Genomic DNA, 16,045 nt, shown 5'->3' with positions numbered 1-16,045 from the left:
TTTTTGCCCCGTTTAAACTGGCGCAATCTTTCCCTGCAAATCCTGTCACTGCTGATGGCCCTGATCCTGTGGGTTTACGTAACCAACGAGCAGAACCCCCTGGACGAACGCCCGTTTAATGTTTCCCTGCGGGGGCGGGGGGTGCCCGGCGGTTACCTGGTGACCGGGTTGCCGTCAACGGTGAATGTGCGGGCCCAGGGCAGCCGGGGCCAGCTGACCACCCTTACCCCGGGTGATTTCCAGGCGGTGGTGGACTTATCCGGCATCACCCCGGGGGAAAACGAGCTGACGGTAAATGTGAGTGCTCCACCCGGCATCCGGGTGATCCAGGTGTCCCCCTCCCGGGTGCGGGTGCAGGTGGACAGGATAGTAGAAAAGGAAGTCCCGGTGGCGGTGACCTTCAGGGGGGAACCCGCCGCCGGTTACAGTGCCCTGGCCGCTACGGTGGACCCGCCGCTGGTGCACCTGAAAGGACCGGAGCGGCTGGTCAATGCCGTTACCCGGGTAACGGCGACCGTTGACGTACAGGGTGCCAGCGGAACGGTGGAAAGATCGGCAACACTCACCGGCCTGCCCCGGGGGGTCAGCGTATTTCCCCCTGTGGTCAGGGTGACCGTTCCCGTTCTGGCCATGCCGGTAAAAGAAGTGCCGGTGGAACCCCAGGTAAGGGGGACTCCCGCGGCAGGTTACCGTGTGGAGGAGGTAAGGGTGGAGCCCGATGTGATCCAGGTATCGGCACCGGCGCCGGTACTGGAAGGTGTCCAAAGGGTAAACACTGTCCCGGTGGATATCAGCGGGGTCAGTCAGGACATGGTACGAAGGGTTGGCCTGGTTGCTCCCGGGAACGGGGTGGTCATGCGTCCCGAGCAGGTGCAGGTTACGGTACGCCTTTCCCCATTGCCGGAAAGCCCTCCTGAAAGAACGCCGCCTGAAGAACAAAATCAATGAAAAACGGGTGGCTGCAGGGATTTGCCAGGAGTGACATGACCGGAAGTTATCCCTGATCATATTATTGTTAGTGAAGTCAAACTTCCAGACAAAAAATTGACCTCTTCAATGGGTGTGGATATAATTATCAGTGTTTGGACGTGATCTTGGAATTACTTCCTGCGGGTGAACGTGAAAGGAGACTCTGACCATGGGAGCAATATTTGGTACCGACGGCGTCCGGGGGGTAGCCAACCGGGAGCTTACCCCGGAACTGGCCTTAAAGCTGGGCCGGGCGGGGGCTTACGTCCTTTCCCGGGGCCTGCCGGGGGCAAGCCTGGTGGTCGGCTGGGATACCCGCATTTCCTCCGACATGCTGGAGGCCGCCCTTACGGCCGGGATATGTTCGGCCGGGGTCAATGTCCTCAAGGTGGGGGTCATGCCCACCGCGTCCATTGCCTACCTCACCAGGGCCCTGGGTGCCGCCGGGGGAGTGGTCATATCTGCTTCCCACAATCCCATGGGTGACAATGGGATCAAGTTTTTCGGAGCCAGCGGCTACAAGCTGTCCGACGGGATGGAAGAGGAAATCGAGCAACTGGTTTCCTGTCCCGACCGCATTCCCGCTCCCGTGGGGGCGGGGGTGGGCCGTGCTTACCCGGTAGTCGATGCGGTGGACCGTTACGTGGCCTTTTTAAAGGATACCGTATCCTGTGACTTTTCCGGCTTGAAGGTGGTGGTGGACTGCGCCAACGGGGCCGCCTCCCGGGTTGCCCCCCGGGTGCTGGCGGAACTGGGTGCGGAAGTCATCCCCATATTCAACACCCCCGACGGGGTCAATATCAATGCCGGCTGCGGCTCCACCCACCCGGCCGCCCTGCAGGAGGCGGTGCTGGAGCACGGCGCCCATCTGGGGCTGGCCCATGACGGGGATGCCGACCGGGTAATCGCCGTGGACGGCCGGGGCAACCCGGTGGACGGCGACCAGATTATGGTTATCCTGGCCCGGGCCCTCCAGAAAAAGGGCCGGCTGGCCAAAAATACGGTGGTGGCCACGGTGATGAGCAACCTGGGGCTGGACCTGGCCCTGGGGCAGAGCGGCATCCGGGTGCTGAAGACCCGGGTGGGGGACCGTTACGTCCTGGAGGAGTTGCTGCGCTCGGGAGCCACCTTTGGCGGGGAGCAGAGCGGGCACATCATCATGCTGGATTACAATACCACCGGGGACGGCATTTTAACCGCCCTGCAGCTCCTGCAGGTGGTGCGGGAAACGGGGGCAACCCTGCAGGAACTGGCCGCCCAGATGGAGAAGCTGCCGCAGTTGCTGGAAAACGTCCGGGTAACCGATAAGGATAAGGTGATGAACAGTCCCGTACTGGCCCGGGCCATCCGGGAGCAGGAAGAACGCCTGGCCGGGCAGGGGCGCATCCTGGTGCGCCCTTCGGGCACCGAGCCCCTGGTGCGGGTGATGGTTGAGGGCCGGGATATGGACCTCCTGCGGTCCATTGCCGGCGAGCTGGTAGACGTAATCCGCAAGGTATCCTCTTAAACGAGGGTTTTTTGGAAGGGGGTGGGAAGCGCTAATCTTTCGGGACAACTGAAAACTAAAGCGCCAGAACCCGGAAATTGCCGGTTAGCCAGTTGATTTAACGGGTGTTCCGGGTTGACGAGGAGGGAGTTTATCGAAGTTTTCGGCGGGTGCTCCCCGGTTGGCCACGACCGTGAACGACACTACAAAACCGGCCGGCAACGGCCGGGACAAAGGGTGTCCGGTGGCATATGGGTAGGAGGCCGTTCTACGAAATTACCCCCGTTCCTTCTTTTTACAAAAGCCCCTTTCTCTGCCGGAGGCCTTTCTGTGCCCCGGCATTTCTAATTGTTAGACTAAAAACCTTTTTGCTGGAGGTTTTCCATATGTGTGGCATCGTTGGCTATACCGGCCCCCGGCGGGCCGTACCCATACTCCTTGGCGGGCTGGCCAAACTGGAATACCGCGGTTATGATTCAGCCGGCATTGCCGTTCTGGAAGACGGGGTCATTAAGGTGCACAAGCAGGCGGGCAAGCTGGCCGGCCTGGCGGAAAGGTTACAGGGTTACAACGGCCGGGCGCGAACCGGCATCGGGCACACCCGCTGGGCCACCCACGGCCGCCCTTCGGACACCAATGCCCACCCCCACATCGACTGTTCCGGGCGTTTTGCCGTGGTGCACAACGGGATTATTGAGAACTACCTGGAACTGAGGGAATGGCTGAGCTCCCGGGGCCACCAGTTTACTTCCGAAACGGACACGGAGGTGCTTCCCCACCTGGTGGAACACTTTTACCGGGGTGATCTGGTAGAGGCGGTACGCCGGGTGGTGGAGCACATCCGGGGTTCCTACGCCATGGTGGTGCTGTCTGCTGACGAGCCGGATAAACTGGTGGCCGTGCGCCAGGACAGCCCCCTGGTGGTGGGCCTGGGTCAGGGCGAAAACTTCCTGGCTTCCGATATCCCCGCCCTGCTGGCCCATACCCGGCGCACATACATCCTGGACGACGGCGAGATGGCCGTACTTACGCCGGAAGAAGTAAAGATTTTTAACCGGTGCGGGGAGCCGGTGGAGAAACGGGTCTTTGAGGTAAAATGGGAAGCCGCCCAGGCGGAAAAAAACGGCTTTGCCCATTTCATGCTCAAAGAGATCCACGAGCAGCCCCGGGCCCTGCGGGATACCTTGAAGGGCCGCCTGGCCGGTGACGATTCGGCGGTGGTGCTCAAGGAACTGGAGCTTGATGACGATAAGCTAAGAAGCCTGCGTAAAATATTTATCACCGCCTGCGGCACCGCCTACCACGCCGGCCTGGTGGGCAAGTATGTGATCGAACAACTGGCCCGCGTACCGGTGGAGGTGGATATCGCTTCGGAATTCCGCTACCGCCAGCCTCTTATTGATGAAGGTACGCTGGTGATAGTAATCAGCCAGTCGGGGGAGACCGCCGATACCCTGGCCGCCTTGAGGGAAGCCAGGCGTCTGGGTGCTCCGGTGCTGGCCGTGACCAACGTGGTGGACAGCTCCATTGCCCGGGAAGCCGACCACGTGCTCTATACCTGGGCCGGCCCCGAGATCGCCGTGGCCTCCACCAAAGCCTATACCACCCAGCTGGTGGCCATGTACCTGATTGCCCTGCACCTGGCCGCGGTACGGGGCACCATTACCCTTGAGGAAAGGCGGGCGATCATCCGGGAGTTGAGACAGCTGGACAGCCGGGCGGAACTGATCCTGGGCAACGGCCACCTGATCAGGGATCTCGCCCGGATGTACGGCAGGGCCGAGGATGTCTTCTTCATCGGCCGGGGCCTGGACCATGCCGTGGCCCTGGAAGGTTCCTTGAAGCTGAAGGAAATCTCCTATATACACGCCGAAGCCTACGCCGCCGGGGAATTAAAGCACGGCACCCTGGCCCTGATTGAAGAGGGCGTGCCGGTGGTCGCCCTGGCCACCCAGAAGAACCTCTTTGAAAAAACCCTGAGCAACATCAAAGAGGTGAAGGCCCGGGACGCCACGGTAATCGCCCTGGCCATGGAGGGGCAGAAGGAACTGGAAAAGGTGGCCGATCACGTGCTCTACATCCCGCCCACCAACCCCGTCCTGGCCCCCGTGCTGGCCGTTATACCCCTGCAGCTCCTGGCCTACCAGATGGCCGTGGTCAGGGGCTGTGACGTGGACCAGCCCCGCAACCTGGCCAAGAGCGTGACGGTGGAGTAGGGAGAGGCAGGATTAGTTCTTTCGTGTTTTCATGGAATAAAGTTGTGAACTGAGTATGAGTCGTAGACTTGGTAATAAAGTGGTAAACTGAATTGAAATGAAATAGGTATGGGCGAGGAAAGGATGGAACCTCGCCCTGTTTTTTTTAGCTCTGGCTGGTTGCATCACACCCGGAACTGCAGCAACGACTGCTATTTTTGGCAGGATTTTCGCCAGATTCCGTCGAACCATGAGCACCGGTGATTACTATGAGTGGTAAAATAGAGGATCTGAAAAGACATATAGAGGCAGCCCGGTCGCGTTATTATCAATTAGTGTTATTGGTTGGGCCGGATGCGTCCGGGAAAACCCGGGCTCTTCTTCAACTGTCCAATGAGGCGGGTTATCCTTACATTAATCTGAACCTGATACTGAGCCAGAAACTGCTTGAATACCCCGGCCGGGTTCGCCCCTTGCGGCTGCCCAGGATCGTTGAGGCAATTATAGATACGGCAGGAGATACTGTTCTATTGGATAATATCGAGATACTCTTTGACCCTGGTCTTCAGCAGGACCCTTTACGCCTGCTTCAACACATCAGCCGCACCCGGACCATCGTGGCTGCATGGAGTGGAAAATTTGAAGGCCGCACACTGATTTATGCCGAGCCCGGTCACCCGGAGTACAGGAAGTATTCTGAAGTTGATGCTCTGGTTTGTCAAATTTAACAAAGGTGGGAGTGTCGTGAAATACAATGACCTGATTCATTTTGAACCTATAGAGACTATCGTCCAATTGCGTGAAGCCGACGCTAGAGCCAGAGCTTACCAGTTAGTTGAAACCTATGTAATCTCCGACCGCATGGCCGAGCAGCTTGCAGGCGTTGTTTTTCCTCAACTTCAATATGATAACCCCCAGGATAACAAGGGATTGCTGATCGTAGGAAACTACGGTACCGGTAAATCCCACTTAATGTCGGTAGTCTCTGCGGTGGCCGAATATCCGGAGATGGCCGGGGCAATACGCAACCCGGCTGTGTCGGAAAAGGCTAGGGCCATCGCCGGAAAGTTTAAAGTCATCAGGACCGAAATTGGTTCCACAACCATGTCCCTGCGGAACATTATCTGTGCCGAGCTGGAAGAACATCTGGCTGGAATGGGAGTAGAGTACCAGTTTCCGGATGCGGATAAAGTCACCAATAACAAAGACCCTCTCATTGAAATGATGAATGCTTTTCAGGAGGTTTACCCTGATTACGGTCTTTTACTGGTTGTTGATGAACTCCTCGACTACCTGCGGACCCGCAAGGACCAGGAACTGATTCTCGACTTGAATTTCTTGCGGGAAATAGGCGAGGTCTGCCGGCTGACCCGTTTCCGCTTTATGGCCGGTGTACAGGAGGCCCTGTTCGACAATCCCCGCTTCCAGTTTGTAGCGGAAACCCTGCGCCGGGTGAAGGACCGCTTCGAACAAATACGGATTGTCCGTGAAGATATAGCCTATGTAGTCGCCGAGCGGTTATTGCGCAAGGATGATCGGCAAAAGGCCCTTATCCGGGAACACCTGCAGCGTTTCACCAGACTTTACGGCACTATGGCCGAGCGCATGGATGAATTTGTTGCCCTTTTTCCCGTCCATCCGGCGTATCTCGAAACCTTCGAACAGGTCTATGTGGCCGAAAAGCGGGAAGTGCTGAAAACCATTAGCGGTGCCATGAAAAAACTCCTGGACGAAGAAGTTCCGGAAACTGCGCCCGGCCTCATTGCCTATGACTCATACTGGCAGAACTTGAAGGATAACCCGTCTTTCAGGAGCATTCCCGAAATAAGAGAAGTTATAGAGAAAAGCCAGGTTTTAGAAAGCCGCATCCAGCAGGCATTTACCCGGCCCCAGTATAAGCCCGTGGCGCTGCGCATAATTCACGCTTTAAGCGTCCACCGCCTAACTACCGGCGATATTTACAGCCCGCTGGGGGTTACGGCCGAAGAGTTGCGCGACGACCTCTGCCTCTTCTTACCTTTACCCGAAGAGGATGCCGATTTCCTGAAGACCACCGTTGAATCGGTTCTTCGGGAAATCCTGCGGACGGTAAGCGGGCAGTTTATCTCTTTTAACCAGGAGAACGGCCAGTATTACCTGGACTTAAAGAAGGATATCGATTTTGATTCCTTGATTGAGCAGAAGGCAGAGACCCTGAATGAGTCCCAGTTAGACCGCTACTATTTTGAAGCCCTTGCCCGGGCTATGGAATGCCCGGAGGTTACTTATGTACCCAATTTCAGGATCTGGGAACACGAAATCGAGTGGCGGGCGAAAAAAGTGAGCCGGTTGGGCTATCTGTTCTTTGGAGCTCCCAATGAACGTTCTACGGCCCATCCCCCCAGGGATTTTTATCTGTACTTTCTCCAGCCCTTTGACCCGCCGCATTTTGAAGATGAGATAAAGCCCGACGAAGTGTTTTTCAGGCTGGTACAGCGTGACGAAAGCTTCAATCAGGCCTTAAAGCTTTTCGCCGGTGCCCGGGAAATGGCCAGTACTGCCTCGAAAGGTACGCGGCAGGTTTACGAGAACAAGGCCAATGAGCACCTTAAAACTATAGTCAAATGGCTGCGCAGCAATATCACTACCGCTTTTGAAGTTACCTGCAGGGGAGTTGCCAGAAAATTTGTCGAGTGGATCAGGGGAAATGCCGCTCCCCATTCCTCCATACGGGATCTGGTCAACCTGGCAGGGTCCATATGTCTGGCATCACACTTTGAAGAACAGGCCCCGGACTATCCGGCGTTTTCCACCCTGATCACGTCAAAAAACCGGCCCCAGGCTGCCCAGGAAGCCATCCGGTGGATCCTCGGCCAGATCAAAACCAGGCAGGGTACTGCCGTCCTTGACGCTCTGGAACTGCTGGACGGGGATAAGCTCAGGCCACAGCAGTCGCGTTATGCCAGACACATCCTGGACCAGCTGAACCGGAAAGGGCCGGGGCAGGTTCTGAAGCGAGACGAAATAATTGCCGATTTTCGCGGTGTAGAGTACGAGCCCCGTTTCAGGCTGGAACCGGAATGGGTGGTGGTCATCCTGGCCAGCCTGATCCACAGCGGTGATATCACTTTAAGCCTTACGGGAAAAAAAATAGACGCCTCCAATCTGGAGGAACTCGGCAGGACTCCCCTGGCAGACCTTGTCATTTTCAAGCACATTGAACGGCCGAGGGATCTGCCCGTTGGCCCGTTGCAGGCTCTCTTTGAATTTTTCGGCCTGCCTCCCGGGCTGGTCGTCAACCCGGCCACCAGAGAGGAGGCCATAAGGCAGCTTCAAGAAGCAGTAGATAAGCTTCTGGAACGCACCCTGCTGGCCCGGCAGGAGATACAGCAGGGGGTATCCCTGTGGGACATTTCCCTTTTCGATGAAAAAAAGAAAACTGATTTACGGCAGGCACTGGACGCTTTTAAAGAGTTTCTGGAGTCCTTAAAAGTATTCAATACACCGGGCAAATTGAAAAACTTCCGGTACGGTGAAAGCGATATTAACGCCCAGAAGTCGCACCTCGACAGCCTGCGGAAGATTGAGGAACTGGCCGCCCTGGCCAGGGAAATCATGCCGTTAACTTCTTACCTTGCTACGGCCGAGGCCGTCCTCCCGGCTGAGGCGGAATGGAGCAGAAAGGCCCGGGAGCAACGCGCCAATCTCATAGCAAAAATATCCGGGGCGGATGAGCTTGCCGACCCGAATCTACGCCGTGAGATCGTTCATGTACTCACGGAACTTAAAAATTCTTATATTGATAGCTACCTGCAGGCCCATGCAAAAGCCCGGTTAAACGCCACAGGGGACCAGAAGAAATCTGAACTCCTTAAAGATGAGCGCTTGGGCAAACTTGGCAAGCTGGCGGGCATTGAATTGATGCCCCGGGCGCAGTTGACCGGCTTTCAAAACCGCCTGGCCGAACTGAAAACATGCTTCAGCCTGACCGTTGAGGATTTGAAGGGAACTCCTGTCTGCCCCCACTGTCGTTTCCGGCCGGCGGAAGAGCCGGTTAAAGTGCCGGCGGAAGCAGCCCTCAGGCAGCTCGAAGATGACCTGGAACGGTTGTACGGGGATTGGACCCGCACCCTGGCCGCCAACCTGGAAGACCCCACGGTGAAGGAAAACATCTATCTCTTAAAGCCGGAGCAGCAAAAAGCACTGGAGACGGTAGTCAGGGAGCAGCAACTTCCTTACGTGGTTGATGCATCGTTTGTAAAGGCCGTTCAGGAAGTGCTGTCCGGCATGGAAAAAGTTCTGGTAAAGGTAGATGACCTTAAAAAGGCCCTGGGTGTGGGAGGAACGCCCTGCACCATTTCTGAATTTCAGAAGCGCTTTGAGGACTATGTCCAGTCCCTGACCCGCGGCAGGGACCCCGGGAAGGTTAGAATCGTACTGGAGTAGAGGAGTGAAGATTTGTGGCAAAAGAAAACCGGATTTTCCCGGATGCCCTGTTAGAAGAAACCGGTGAGCGAAAAGAAGGGCAGGAAAACAGGCGCTTCAAGCTTACCAGAGATCACCTGGACCGGGTCAGGCATATCGAAGGGTTTCCCATTGCTCAAGATGAAGATATCATTAACCTCTCCGACCCGCCCTATTATACCGCCTGCCCCAATCCATTCATCGAGGATTTTGTTAAAGAACACGGCAGGCCCTATGATCCTGATCACGACAGCTATCATCGGGAACCATTTGCGGCGGACGTTTCAGAAGGGAAAAATGACCCCATTTACAACGCCCACTCATACCACACAAAAGTACCCCACAGGGCCATCATGCGCTACATACTCCATTATACGGAGCCCGGGGATATCGTCTTTGACGGCTTCTGCGGTACGGGCATGACCGGCGTGGCGGCAAGGTTATGCGGGGACCGCAAGGCCGTCGCATCCCTGGGTTACCGCGTGCTGGATGACGGGACCATCCTGGACGAAAAAGGCCGGCCCTTTTCTAAGCTTGGAGCACGCAAGGCTATATTAGTCGACCTTTCGCCGGCAGCCACTTTCATTGCCTACAACTACAACACACCGGTGGATGTTCGGGCCTTTGAACGGGAAGCCCGGCGGATTCTGGACGAAGTTGAAAAAGAATGCGGCTGGATGTACAAAACAAGGCACGTGGTGGATGGGAAGGTGCAGAAAGACATAAACGGCAACCCCATCATGGGGAAAATCAACTACACCGTCTGGTCCGACGTCTTTATCTGCCCCCATTGTTCAGCGGAGCTTGTCTTCTGGGAAGTGGCGGTAGACAAAGAAGAAGGTAAAGTCAGGGACGATTTTCCCTGCCCCCACTGCGGGGCGGACCTCACCAAGCGGACCCTGGAGAGGGCCTGGGAAAAAGTATTTGACCGGGACATCGGGCAGACCATCACCCGGGCCCGCCAGGTGCCGGTGCTCATTAACTATTCGGTAGGGAATAAGAGGTATGAGAAAGAGCCCGACGAGTACGACCTGGAGCTGATCCGGAAGATCGACGAGAGCGAGATACCGTACTGGTATCCTACCGACCGTTTGCCGGAGGGCTACAATACCGAACAGCCTAAAGTATCACATGGGATTACTCATGTTCACCATTTTTACACCAGGCGGAATTTGTGGGTGCTGGCTTCGGTGTGGACTCGGTTCCGGCGGGCTACCGAAAGTTTTATGTGGATTTCCGGACAACACCGTGATTTGACCAAACTGGTGGGCGTAGATATCAAGAAACTGTTTAAGGGAGGTGGAGGGCCATTTTCTGGTGGTGTCAAAGGAACTCTATATATTCCTTCTATCTTGGTTGAGAAGCCTGTGTATGTATCCCTTTCTAACAGACTAAGGACCCTTCTCAGGGCTGCGAGAAAACATTTTAGCGAAAACGTTATTGCAATCTCAACTCATAGCATGACACAAATTGATTTTAGAGATTGTTCAGTGGATTATATCTTCACCGATCCTCCCTTTGGTGGAAACCTGATGTATTCCGAGCTTAACTTCCTCTGGGAAGCCTGGCTTAAAGTCTTCACCAATAATGGACCCGAAGCCGTTGAGAATAAAGTACAGGGCAAAGGCCCCAGGGAATACCAGGAGCTCATGGAAAAGTGCTTTGCTGAATATTACCGTGTTCTCAAGCCCGGCCGGTGGATGACGGTGGTGTTTCACAACTCCCAGAACCGGATCTGGAACGCCATCCAGGAGGCCATCATGCGGGCCGGGTTTGTTATTGCCGACGTACGGACCCTGGACAAAAAGCAGGGGACTTTCAAGCAGGTTACTTCGACAACCGCTGTGAAGCAGGACCTGGTCATCTCAGCTTACAAACCCAACGGCGGCCTGGAGAAGCGTTTTCATCTTTCGGCGGGGACGGAAGAGGGGGTTTGGGACTTTGTCCGCACGCACTTAAAGCAGCTTCCCGTGTTTGTGGAGAAGGACGGCAGGGCCGAGGTCATCGCCGAGCGCCAGAACTACCTCCTTTATGACCGGATGGTGGCCTTCCACATCCAGCGGGGCGTTGCCGTTCCCATGGGTGCGGCGGAGTTTTACGCCGGTTTAAAACAGCGCTTCCCGGAAAGAGACGGAATGTACTTCCTCCCCGACCAGGTAGTGGAATATGATAAGAAGCGTTTTATGGTCCAGGAAATTGAGCAATTATCCCTTTTTGTAACCGATGAAAAGTCTTCCATCCAGTGGCTGCGCGGCGAACTGGAAAAGAAACCACAGACTTACCAGGAAATCCAGCCCAAATTTTTGAGAGAGCTGCACAAGGCCAGGCACGAGAAACTGCCGGAACTCTCCGAGCTCCTGGAACAAAACTTCCTGCGGGATGAAGCGGGCCGCTGGTACGTCCCCGACCCCAACAAGCAGTCCGACCTGGAGAAGATCCGGGAGAAGGCCCTCCTGAAAGAGTTCGAGGAATACAGGGAGGGCAGGGGCAGGCTGAAAGTACTCCGTACCGAAGCACTGCGGGCGGGATTCAAGGCCTGCTGGGCGGCAAAGGATTTTAAAACCATCGTGGATGTGGCCAGGCGGATTCCCGATTCCGTCCTCCAGGAAGACTCAAGCCTCCTGATGTACTACGACAATGCCCTGATGCGGCTGGATGAATAATGCCGTTGGCCTGCTTGACCATTCTTGAAAAGCTTTTGATTATGATAAAGATAAGAAAAGGGACTGTTAGCGGAATGAATAGAATTTGATAAAAGGGGATGATAAAATGGCTACCTGTCTTGAAGCAGTCAAGGACGCCGTAACAAAACTTGGCGGTACAGTAACCACAAGGCAAGTTATTGACTACATTTATGAGAAATATCCCGACAGGCCCTGGAAGGAGAGCACCATCCAGTGTCATTTGATCGGCTTAAGCGCTAACCATCCCTCCAGCAAGCATTATCCCTATCTTCGTAAACAGCCTTGTTTATTTTATGTTGGCAGAGGGCAGTACAGGCTTTATAACCCCGAAACGGATGGAGAGTGGGCAGTTACTGAGAAGGGGGTTGTTCAGGTTGATGAAGAAATTGATGAAATTGAAGAAGAAATTGATGAAGCCGTTATAAGCCTTGAAAAAGACCTTGAAGAGTATATCGTAAGAAACTTGGAACAGATTGAAGAAGGACTGCAGCTATATTCAGAAGACAGTATATCGGGGAGACAATACCGCACCGATGTAGGAAGAATAGATATTTTGGCCGTAGATAAAGAAGGAGGCTACCTTGTTATTGAGCTAAAAGCAGGGAAGGCCAGCCATTCGGCTGCTGGTCAAGTTCTAAGTTACATCAGCTGGGTTAGACGAAACATTGCTGGCAGCAAAAATGTAAGAGGTATTATAATTGCCGAAGACTTCGATAGAAAACTAAAATACGCTGTATCTGAAATACCCAATATATCATTAAAAAAGTATGAAGTTAATTTTGTTTTTAAGGATATCTCTTGAGAAAACCTGGATTTATAACCCAACAAGTGTGACTTTTGCATAATTCCAAAAAATCAAACCGAACTAAACGGTGAACCAGTATCACCGGCAGAACGACTACCAGTTAATGTTAATAAGAAGCATTAAACCGTTTTTTGTCAGTCAAGCATAGTAAAAAAGCATACTCTACTTCCTGCGGGACGAAGCGGGCCGCTGGTACGTCCCCGACCCCAACAAGCAGTCCGACCTGGAGAAGATCCGGGAGAAGGCCCTCCTGAAAGAGTTCGAGGAATACAGGGAGGGCAGGGGCAGGCTGAAAGTATTCCGTACCGAAGCACTGCGGGCGGGATTCAAGGCCTGCTGGGCGGCAAAGGATTTTAAAACCATCGTGGATGTGGCCAAACGGATCCCCGATACCGTCCTCCAGGAAGACTCAAGCCTCCTGATGTACTACGACAATGCCCTGATGCGGCTGGAGGAATAATGCTGGTGGCAGGTGAGGTTAAGCTTTGCGGTAGGATGTATTATGGCGGCCGGGCAACTGGGCCTGGAGCCGGGACACATTTTGGAGCTCTTTCGTTTTTTGAAGAAGGTGAAAAAAGTGGGATTACTCCAATGTGGCCATTTGCATGCCAGCGACATATACTTTGAAGAGTTACTGGCTGGCTCTTCGGATTTGGCCCTTTTAGGGGATATCGAGTTGAATCATGAGGAACTCAATCACCTGGCGAAATTGATCTCAAGGGAGTTAAAAAAACCGCATCCTGCTATTGAGAATTCCCTGAGCATTGCCATCTTTCTTGTTTGGATGGGTATATTGCATTACAGGGATAACTTTTGGGATCCGGTATACAGGGCCCTTGAACTGCCACAAGCTCAGGTAAAATGGCAGAGGATTTTGGGCGAAACTTTTCTCCAGACAGTTGAGAAGTATAAATTGCCTAAATTTGAAGGCAAATCGCGCTATATAGTACCAATTCTGGCCCACGGCTATGTTCCGAATTCTTATCTGGACAGTTACTTCTCCGATGTGATAATGGCATTATTTAAAGACCGCAAAAATGCCGGGCTGATAGAAAGCTGGGTAAACTGGGACGAAGTAAAACATGTGGTGGCAAACTGGCGCCAGGAATATCTTATATATCAAGATATGCAGGAACAACTGGCGGAACTCGACAAACGTGAGAAGTCTTTGGTCATTGCCCTGGAGCTTTGGAAAAACAGGGATAGGTTAAAGCGGTTGAAGGAATTGAAAACCAAAATTAAAGAATCTGACGAGTTAACTGAGTTATTGGCTTTTCCAGAGAGATGGCTGGAGCATGCTGAGGCAGAACGGAATAATTTGCAGCAGATTTGTAATTGGTTGGAGAAGGCCCAGGAGATTGCTGAAATCAAAGAAGTTAGGCTTTCCGAACTTTATGAGTTCAATCAGAAAATAGCAGCAACTGCTGTTCAAGTATTGGACTGCTGGGATGAAAGTTTAGCCGTTCCTCTGTTAGAACTTCCAGTTGAATATGTTGAGAAATTGGCCAGAGAATCTTTTTCTGCTATCAGGGTGTTTACCGGTTCTTGGGGGTGGCTATTGCGTTTAGTGTTGCGGCGGCGATACCGGCAGGCAATGGAATGCAGGCGTATGCTGGTGCAACATCTCAGCAATTTGCCCGTGCGGAGCCATCTTCTGGCAGAGCCATGGCCGCTATTGCCCGAGGGCTTGCTGAAGGTTCAACAACTTTTGAAAGGCCGTCGAGAAATTGAGAAGCAATTGGAGGACCTGGGCAGGGCAGAGCAGGAAATCGCTGCAGATAGGCATGGGATGGCAACTGTTTCTAAACAAGAACTTTTCCAATATAAGGAACAGTTGTCCAAGCTCAAAGAAGAAATTGCTGGATACAAAATGAAACTGGTCAAGCTGGGCAAAGGTAAACTGGAGGACGGGCTGGAGGAGCTGGTTCAACAGAGAAATATACGCCGTGAAATTGAGACTATAAAAGGTGAAATATCCAGCCAGATCGATATTGATGTTCTGTTGGACAACCTGCCTTTAATGGAGGAGCATCTCGATGAAGATTCTCTTCACGTCAGCCTGACCGAGGTGCGGAAGCAGAAATTGGAATTGGAAGGAAAAATGGAACGGAGCAAAAAGCCGTTGTATTCTTTGAATGAATCCACCCGCACCTTTTTAATACAGGGAGGAGATATATCACACAAATTTGTGTTTAATTCCCTGTTGTTAATGCAGAAGCTGGATCAGGGTGATGAAAAAATTAACGGTATTACTTTACCTTCCAGAATTGTCCGGTCTATGGAAAAATGGTGGCACCAGCAGGGAAAAAGCATGTTGGCTGCAGTACAACAGCCGTGGGGCTGGAGAGAAGCGGGAGATATAACTTTACGCCGGCCGGTTATCAGATTGGATACTCTTGAGCGTTCCCTTAAGGTGGAGCTACCTCAACAATCCGTAAAAGAGGCAACAGGGGCTGTATTTGTGATTCGAGGAAAATCTGGGGCTGAATGGAAAAAAGATGTTTTTATTAAAAAGACTAAAGATGGCCAGTTTCGAACTGAGTCTGTTATTATAGAGCTGGAACAACCTGAATCTGTATACTACTTTGAGCTCATATGCGGAGAAATTAACCGGTGTTGGGAAATTAACGGTTTAGGTGGCGATAAATTATGCCTGCTTTTCAACTCGCGGGGAGAGTTAATTGAAAAGGAGCAATTGCCAACAGGAGACGTTTACCTGGTTGCCCCTGCTGGAAGCAATATACAACCCGTCCAGGTAATTAAAGAACAAGAACGGTTGACCGGTCGCTGGTCCGGTTATGAATACTGGTATTTGCATCTGGATGACGTCGATTTGGTACTGGTGGAGTCAAAAACTGGGGTGTCCATTCTTAAGCGGAAAGGAGAGTTGGTGCCCAAGTTGTTAGGAGGCAATAGGATAACGGTTCTGAGGACCAAAGATAATACACCGGTATACCTGGGGAAGCTACCGGAACTGGTATTCTCGCTGCCTGATCCTGAAGAATTATATCTATATGGGGTGCGGTTGGATTACCCTGGCGGCAGTCTGTATCTACCTTTAGAGAACCTGAGGAAGGTGATTTGCGGAGGTAAGGATGTATACGTGCCTCTGGCTGCTATTGCTGGAGATGTTAACGGGTTATGCACAGTATCTTTGATTCTCAGGCAGAATGTTATTTGGACTGAAAATTGTATTGTAATTCCCGGCACTGAATTGCGTTTTGATCAGGACATTTACTGTCCTCAAATGGGGAAAAAAGAAAAAGGGCAATTGGAGATTAGTTCCGAGTGTCCGTTTAATTTCTTGGTTCATCCGCCCGCGGCGTTAGTCGAGAGCTCTACTTATAAGGTGCTGATAGAATTTGATATGTAGATCGTAAAATAGAATTGACCCCCGATCGTCAAATAAAACTGACCCACCCTATGATAAAATCTCCCTCGAGAGGGGGAGGCAAAAGAGGTG

Annotated in this window: 8 protein-coding genes; all 8 read left to right on the top strand. The window is 53.0% G+C overall.

Going from position 1 to position 16,045, the window contains the following annotated elements; all coding sequences use genetic code 11:
- Nucleotides 1-3 precede the first annotated feature (3 nt).
- The 8 genes from J2Z49_RS10315 (at nucleotide 4) to J2Z49_RS10280 (ending at nucleotide 15,955) form a co-directional block, all read left to right on the top strand.
- On the top strand, nucleotides 4-948 hold the full coding sequence (locus J2Z49_RS10315; RefSeq protein ID WP_307402816.1) for a CdaR family protein: 945 nt from the start codon (nucleotides 4-6) through the stop codon (nucleotides 946-948).
- 190 nt (nucleotides 949-1,138) lie between these two features.
- Nucleotides 1,139-2,476 carry a phosphoglucosamine mutase gene (gene glmM / locus J2Z49_RS10310; protein ID WP_307402814.1) on the top strand — a complete coding sequence of 446 codons (1,338 nt, stop codon included), beginning with the start codon at nucleotides 1,139-1,141 and terminating at the stop codon, nucleotides 2,474-2,476.
- A gap of 365 nt (nucleotides 2,477-2,841) precedes the next feature.
- Nucleotides 2,842-4,671 carry a glutamine--fructose-6-phosphate transaminase (isomerizing) gene (gene glmS, locus J2Z49_RS10305; protein WP_307402812.1) on the top strand — a complete coding sequence of 610 codons (1,830 nt, stop codon included), beginning with the start codon at nucleotides 2,842-2,844 and terminating at the stop codon, nucleotides 4,669-4,671.
- 248 nt (nucleotides 4,672-4,919) lie between these two features.
- The gene (gene brxF, locus J2Z49_RS10300; RefSeq protein ID WP_307402810.1) at nucleotides 4,920-5,378 is read left to right on the top strand and encodes a BREX-3 system P-loop-containing protein BrxF; all 459 of its coding nucleotides are present in this window, start codon (nucleotides 4,920-4,922) and stop codon (nucleotides 5,376-5,378) included.
- A 16-nt stretch (nucleotides 5,379-5,394) separates the two neighbouring features.
- Entirely contained in the window at nucleotides 5,395-9,075 is a 3,681-nt protein-coding gene (locus J2Z49_RS10295; protein ID WP_307402808.1) for a DUF6079 family protein, read from the top strand.
- A gap of 14 nt (nucleotides 9,076-9,089) precedes the next feature.
- A complete protein-coding gene (locus J2Z49_RS10290; RefSeq protein WP_307402806.1) occupies nucleotides 9,090-11,756 on the top strand; it encodes a DNA methyltransferase in 2,667 nt (888 codons plus the stop codon).
- 106 nt (nucleotides 11,757-11,862) lie between these two features.
- Nucleotides 11,863-12,579 carry an endonuclease NucS domain-containing protein gene (locus tag J2Z49_RS10285; RefSeq protein ID WP_307402804.1) on the top strand — a complete coding sequence of 239 codons (717 nt, stop codon included), beginning with the start codon at nucleotides 11,863-11,865 and terminating at the stop codon, nucleotides 12,577-12,579.
- Between the two features lie 505 nt (nucleotides 12,580-13,084).
- Nucleotides 13,085-15,955, top strand: a complete 2,871-nt coding sequence (locus J2Z49_RS10280; protein ID WP_307402802.1) for an AAA family ATPase — start codon at nucleotides 13,085-13,087, stop codon at nucleotides 15,953-15,955.
- The last annotated feature ends 90 nt before the right edge of the window (nucleotides 15,956-16,045 follow it).

Origin of the sequence: Desulfofundulus luciae (assembly GCF_030813795.1) — a bacterium.
GTDB lineage: Bacteria > Bacillota > Desulfotomaculia > Desulfotomaculales > Desulfovirgulaceae > Desulfofundulus > Desulfofundulus luciae.
The sequence above is the reverse complement of the archived record's forward strand: the minus strand, read 5'-3'. Positions and strand labels throughout refer to the sequence as shown.

Bases quoted from the DNA above. Each gene is read 5' to 3' on its own strand.
- glmM (WP_307402814.1), top strand. From the start codon at position 1,139: ATGGGAGCAATATTTGGTACCGACGGCGTCCGGGGGGTAGCCAACCGG.
- glmS (WP_307402812.1), top strand. From the start codon at position 2,842: ATGTGTGGCATCGTTGGCTATACCGGCCCCCGGCGGGCCGTACCCATA.
- brxF (WP_307402810.1), top strand. From the start codon at position 4,920: ATGAGTGGTAAAATAGAGGATCTGAAAAGACATATAGAGGCAGCCCGG.
- J2Z49_RS10285 (WP_307402804.1), top strand. From the start codon at position 11,863: ATGGCTACCTGTCTTGAAGCAGTCAAGGACGCCGTAACAAAACTTGGC.
- J2Z49_RS10280 (WP_307402802.1), top strand. From the start codon at position 13,085: ATGGCGGCCGGGCAACTGGGCCTGGAGCCGGGACACATTTTGGAGCTC.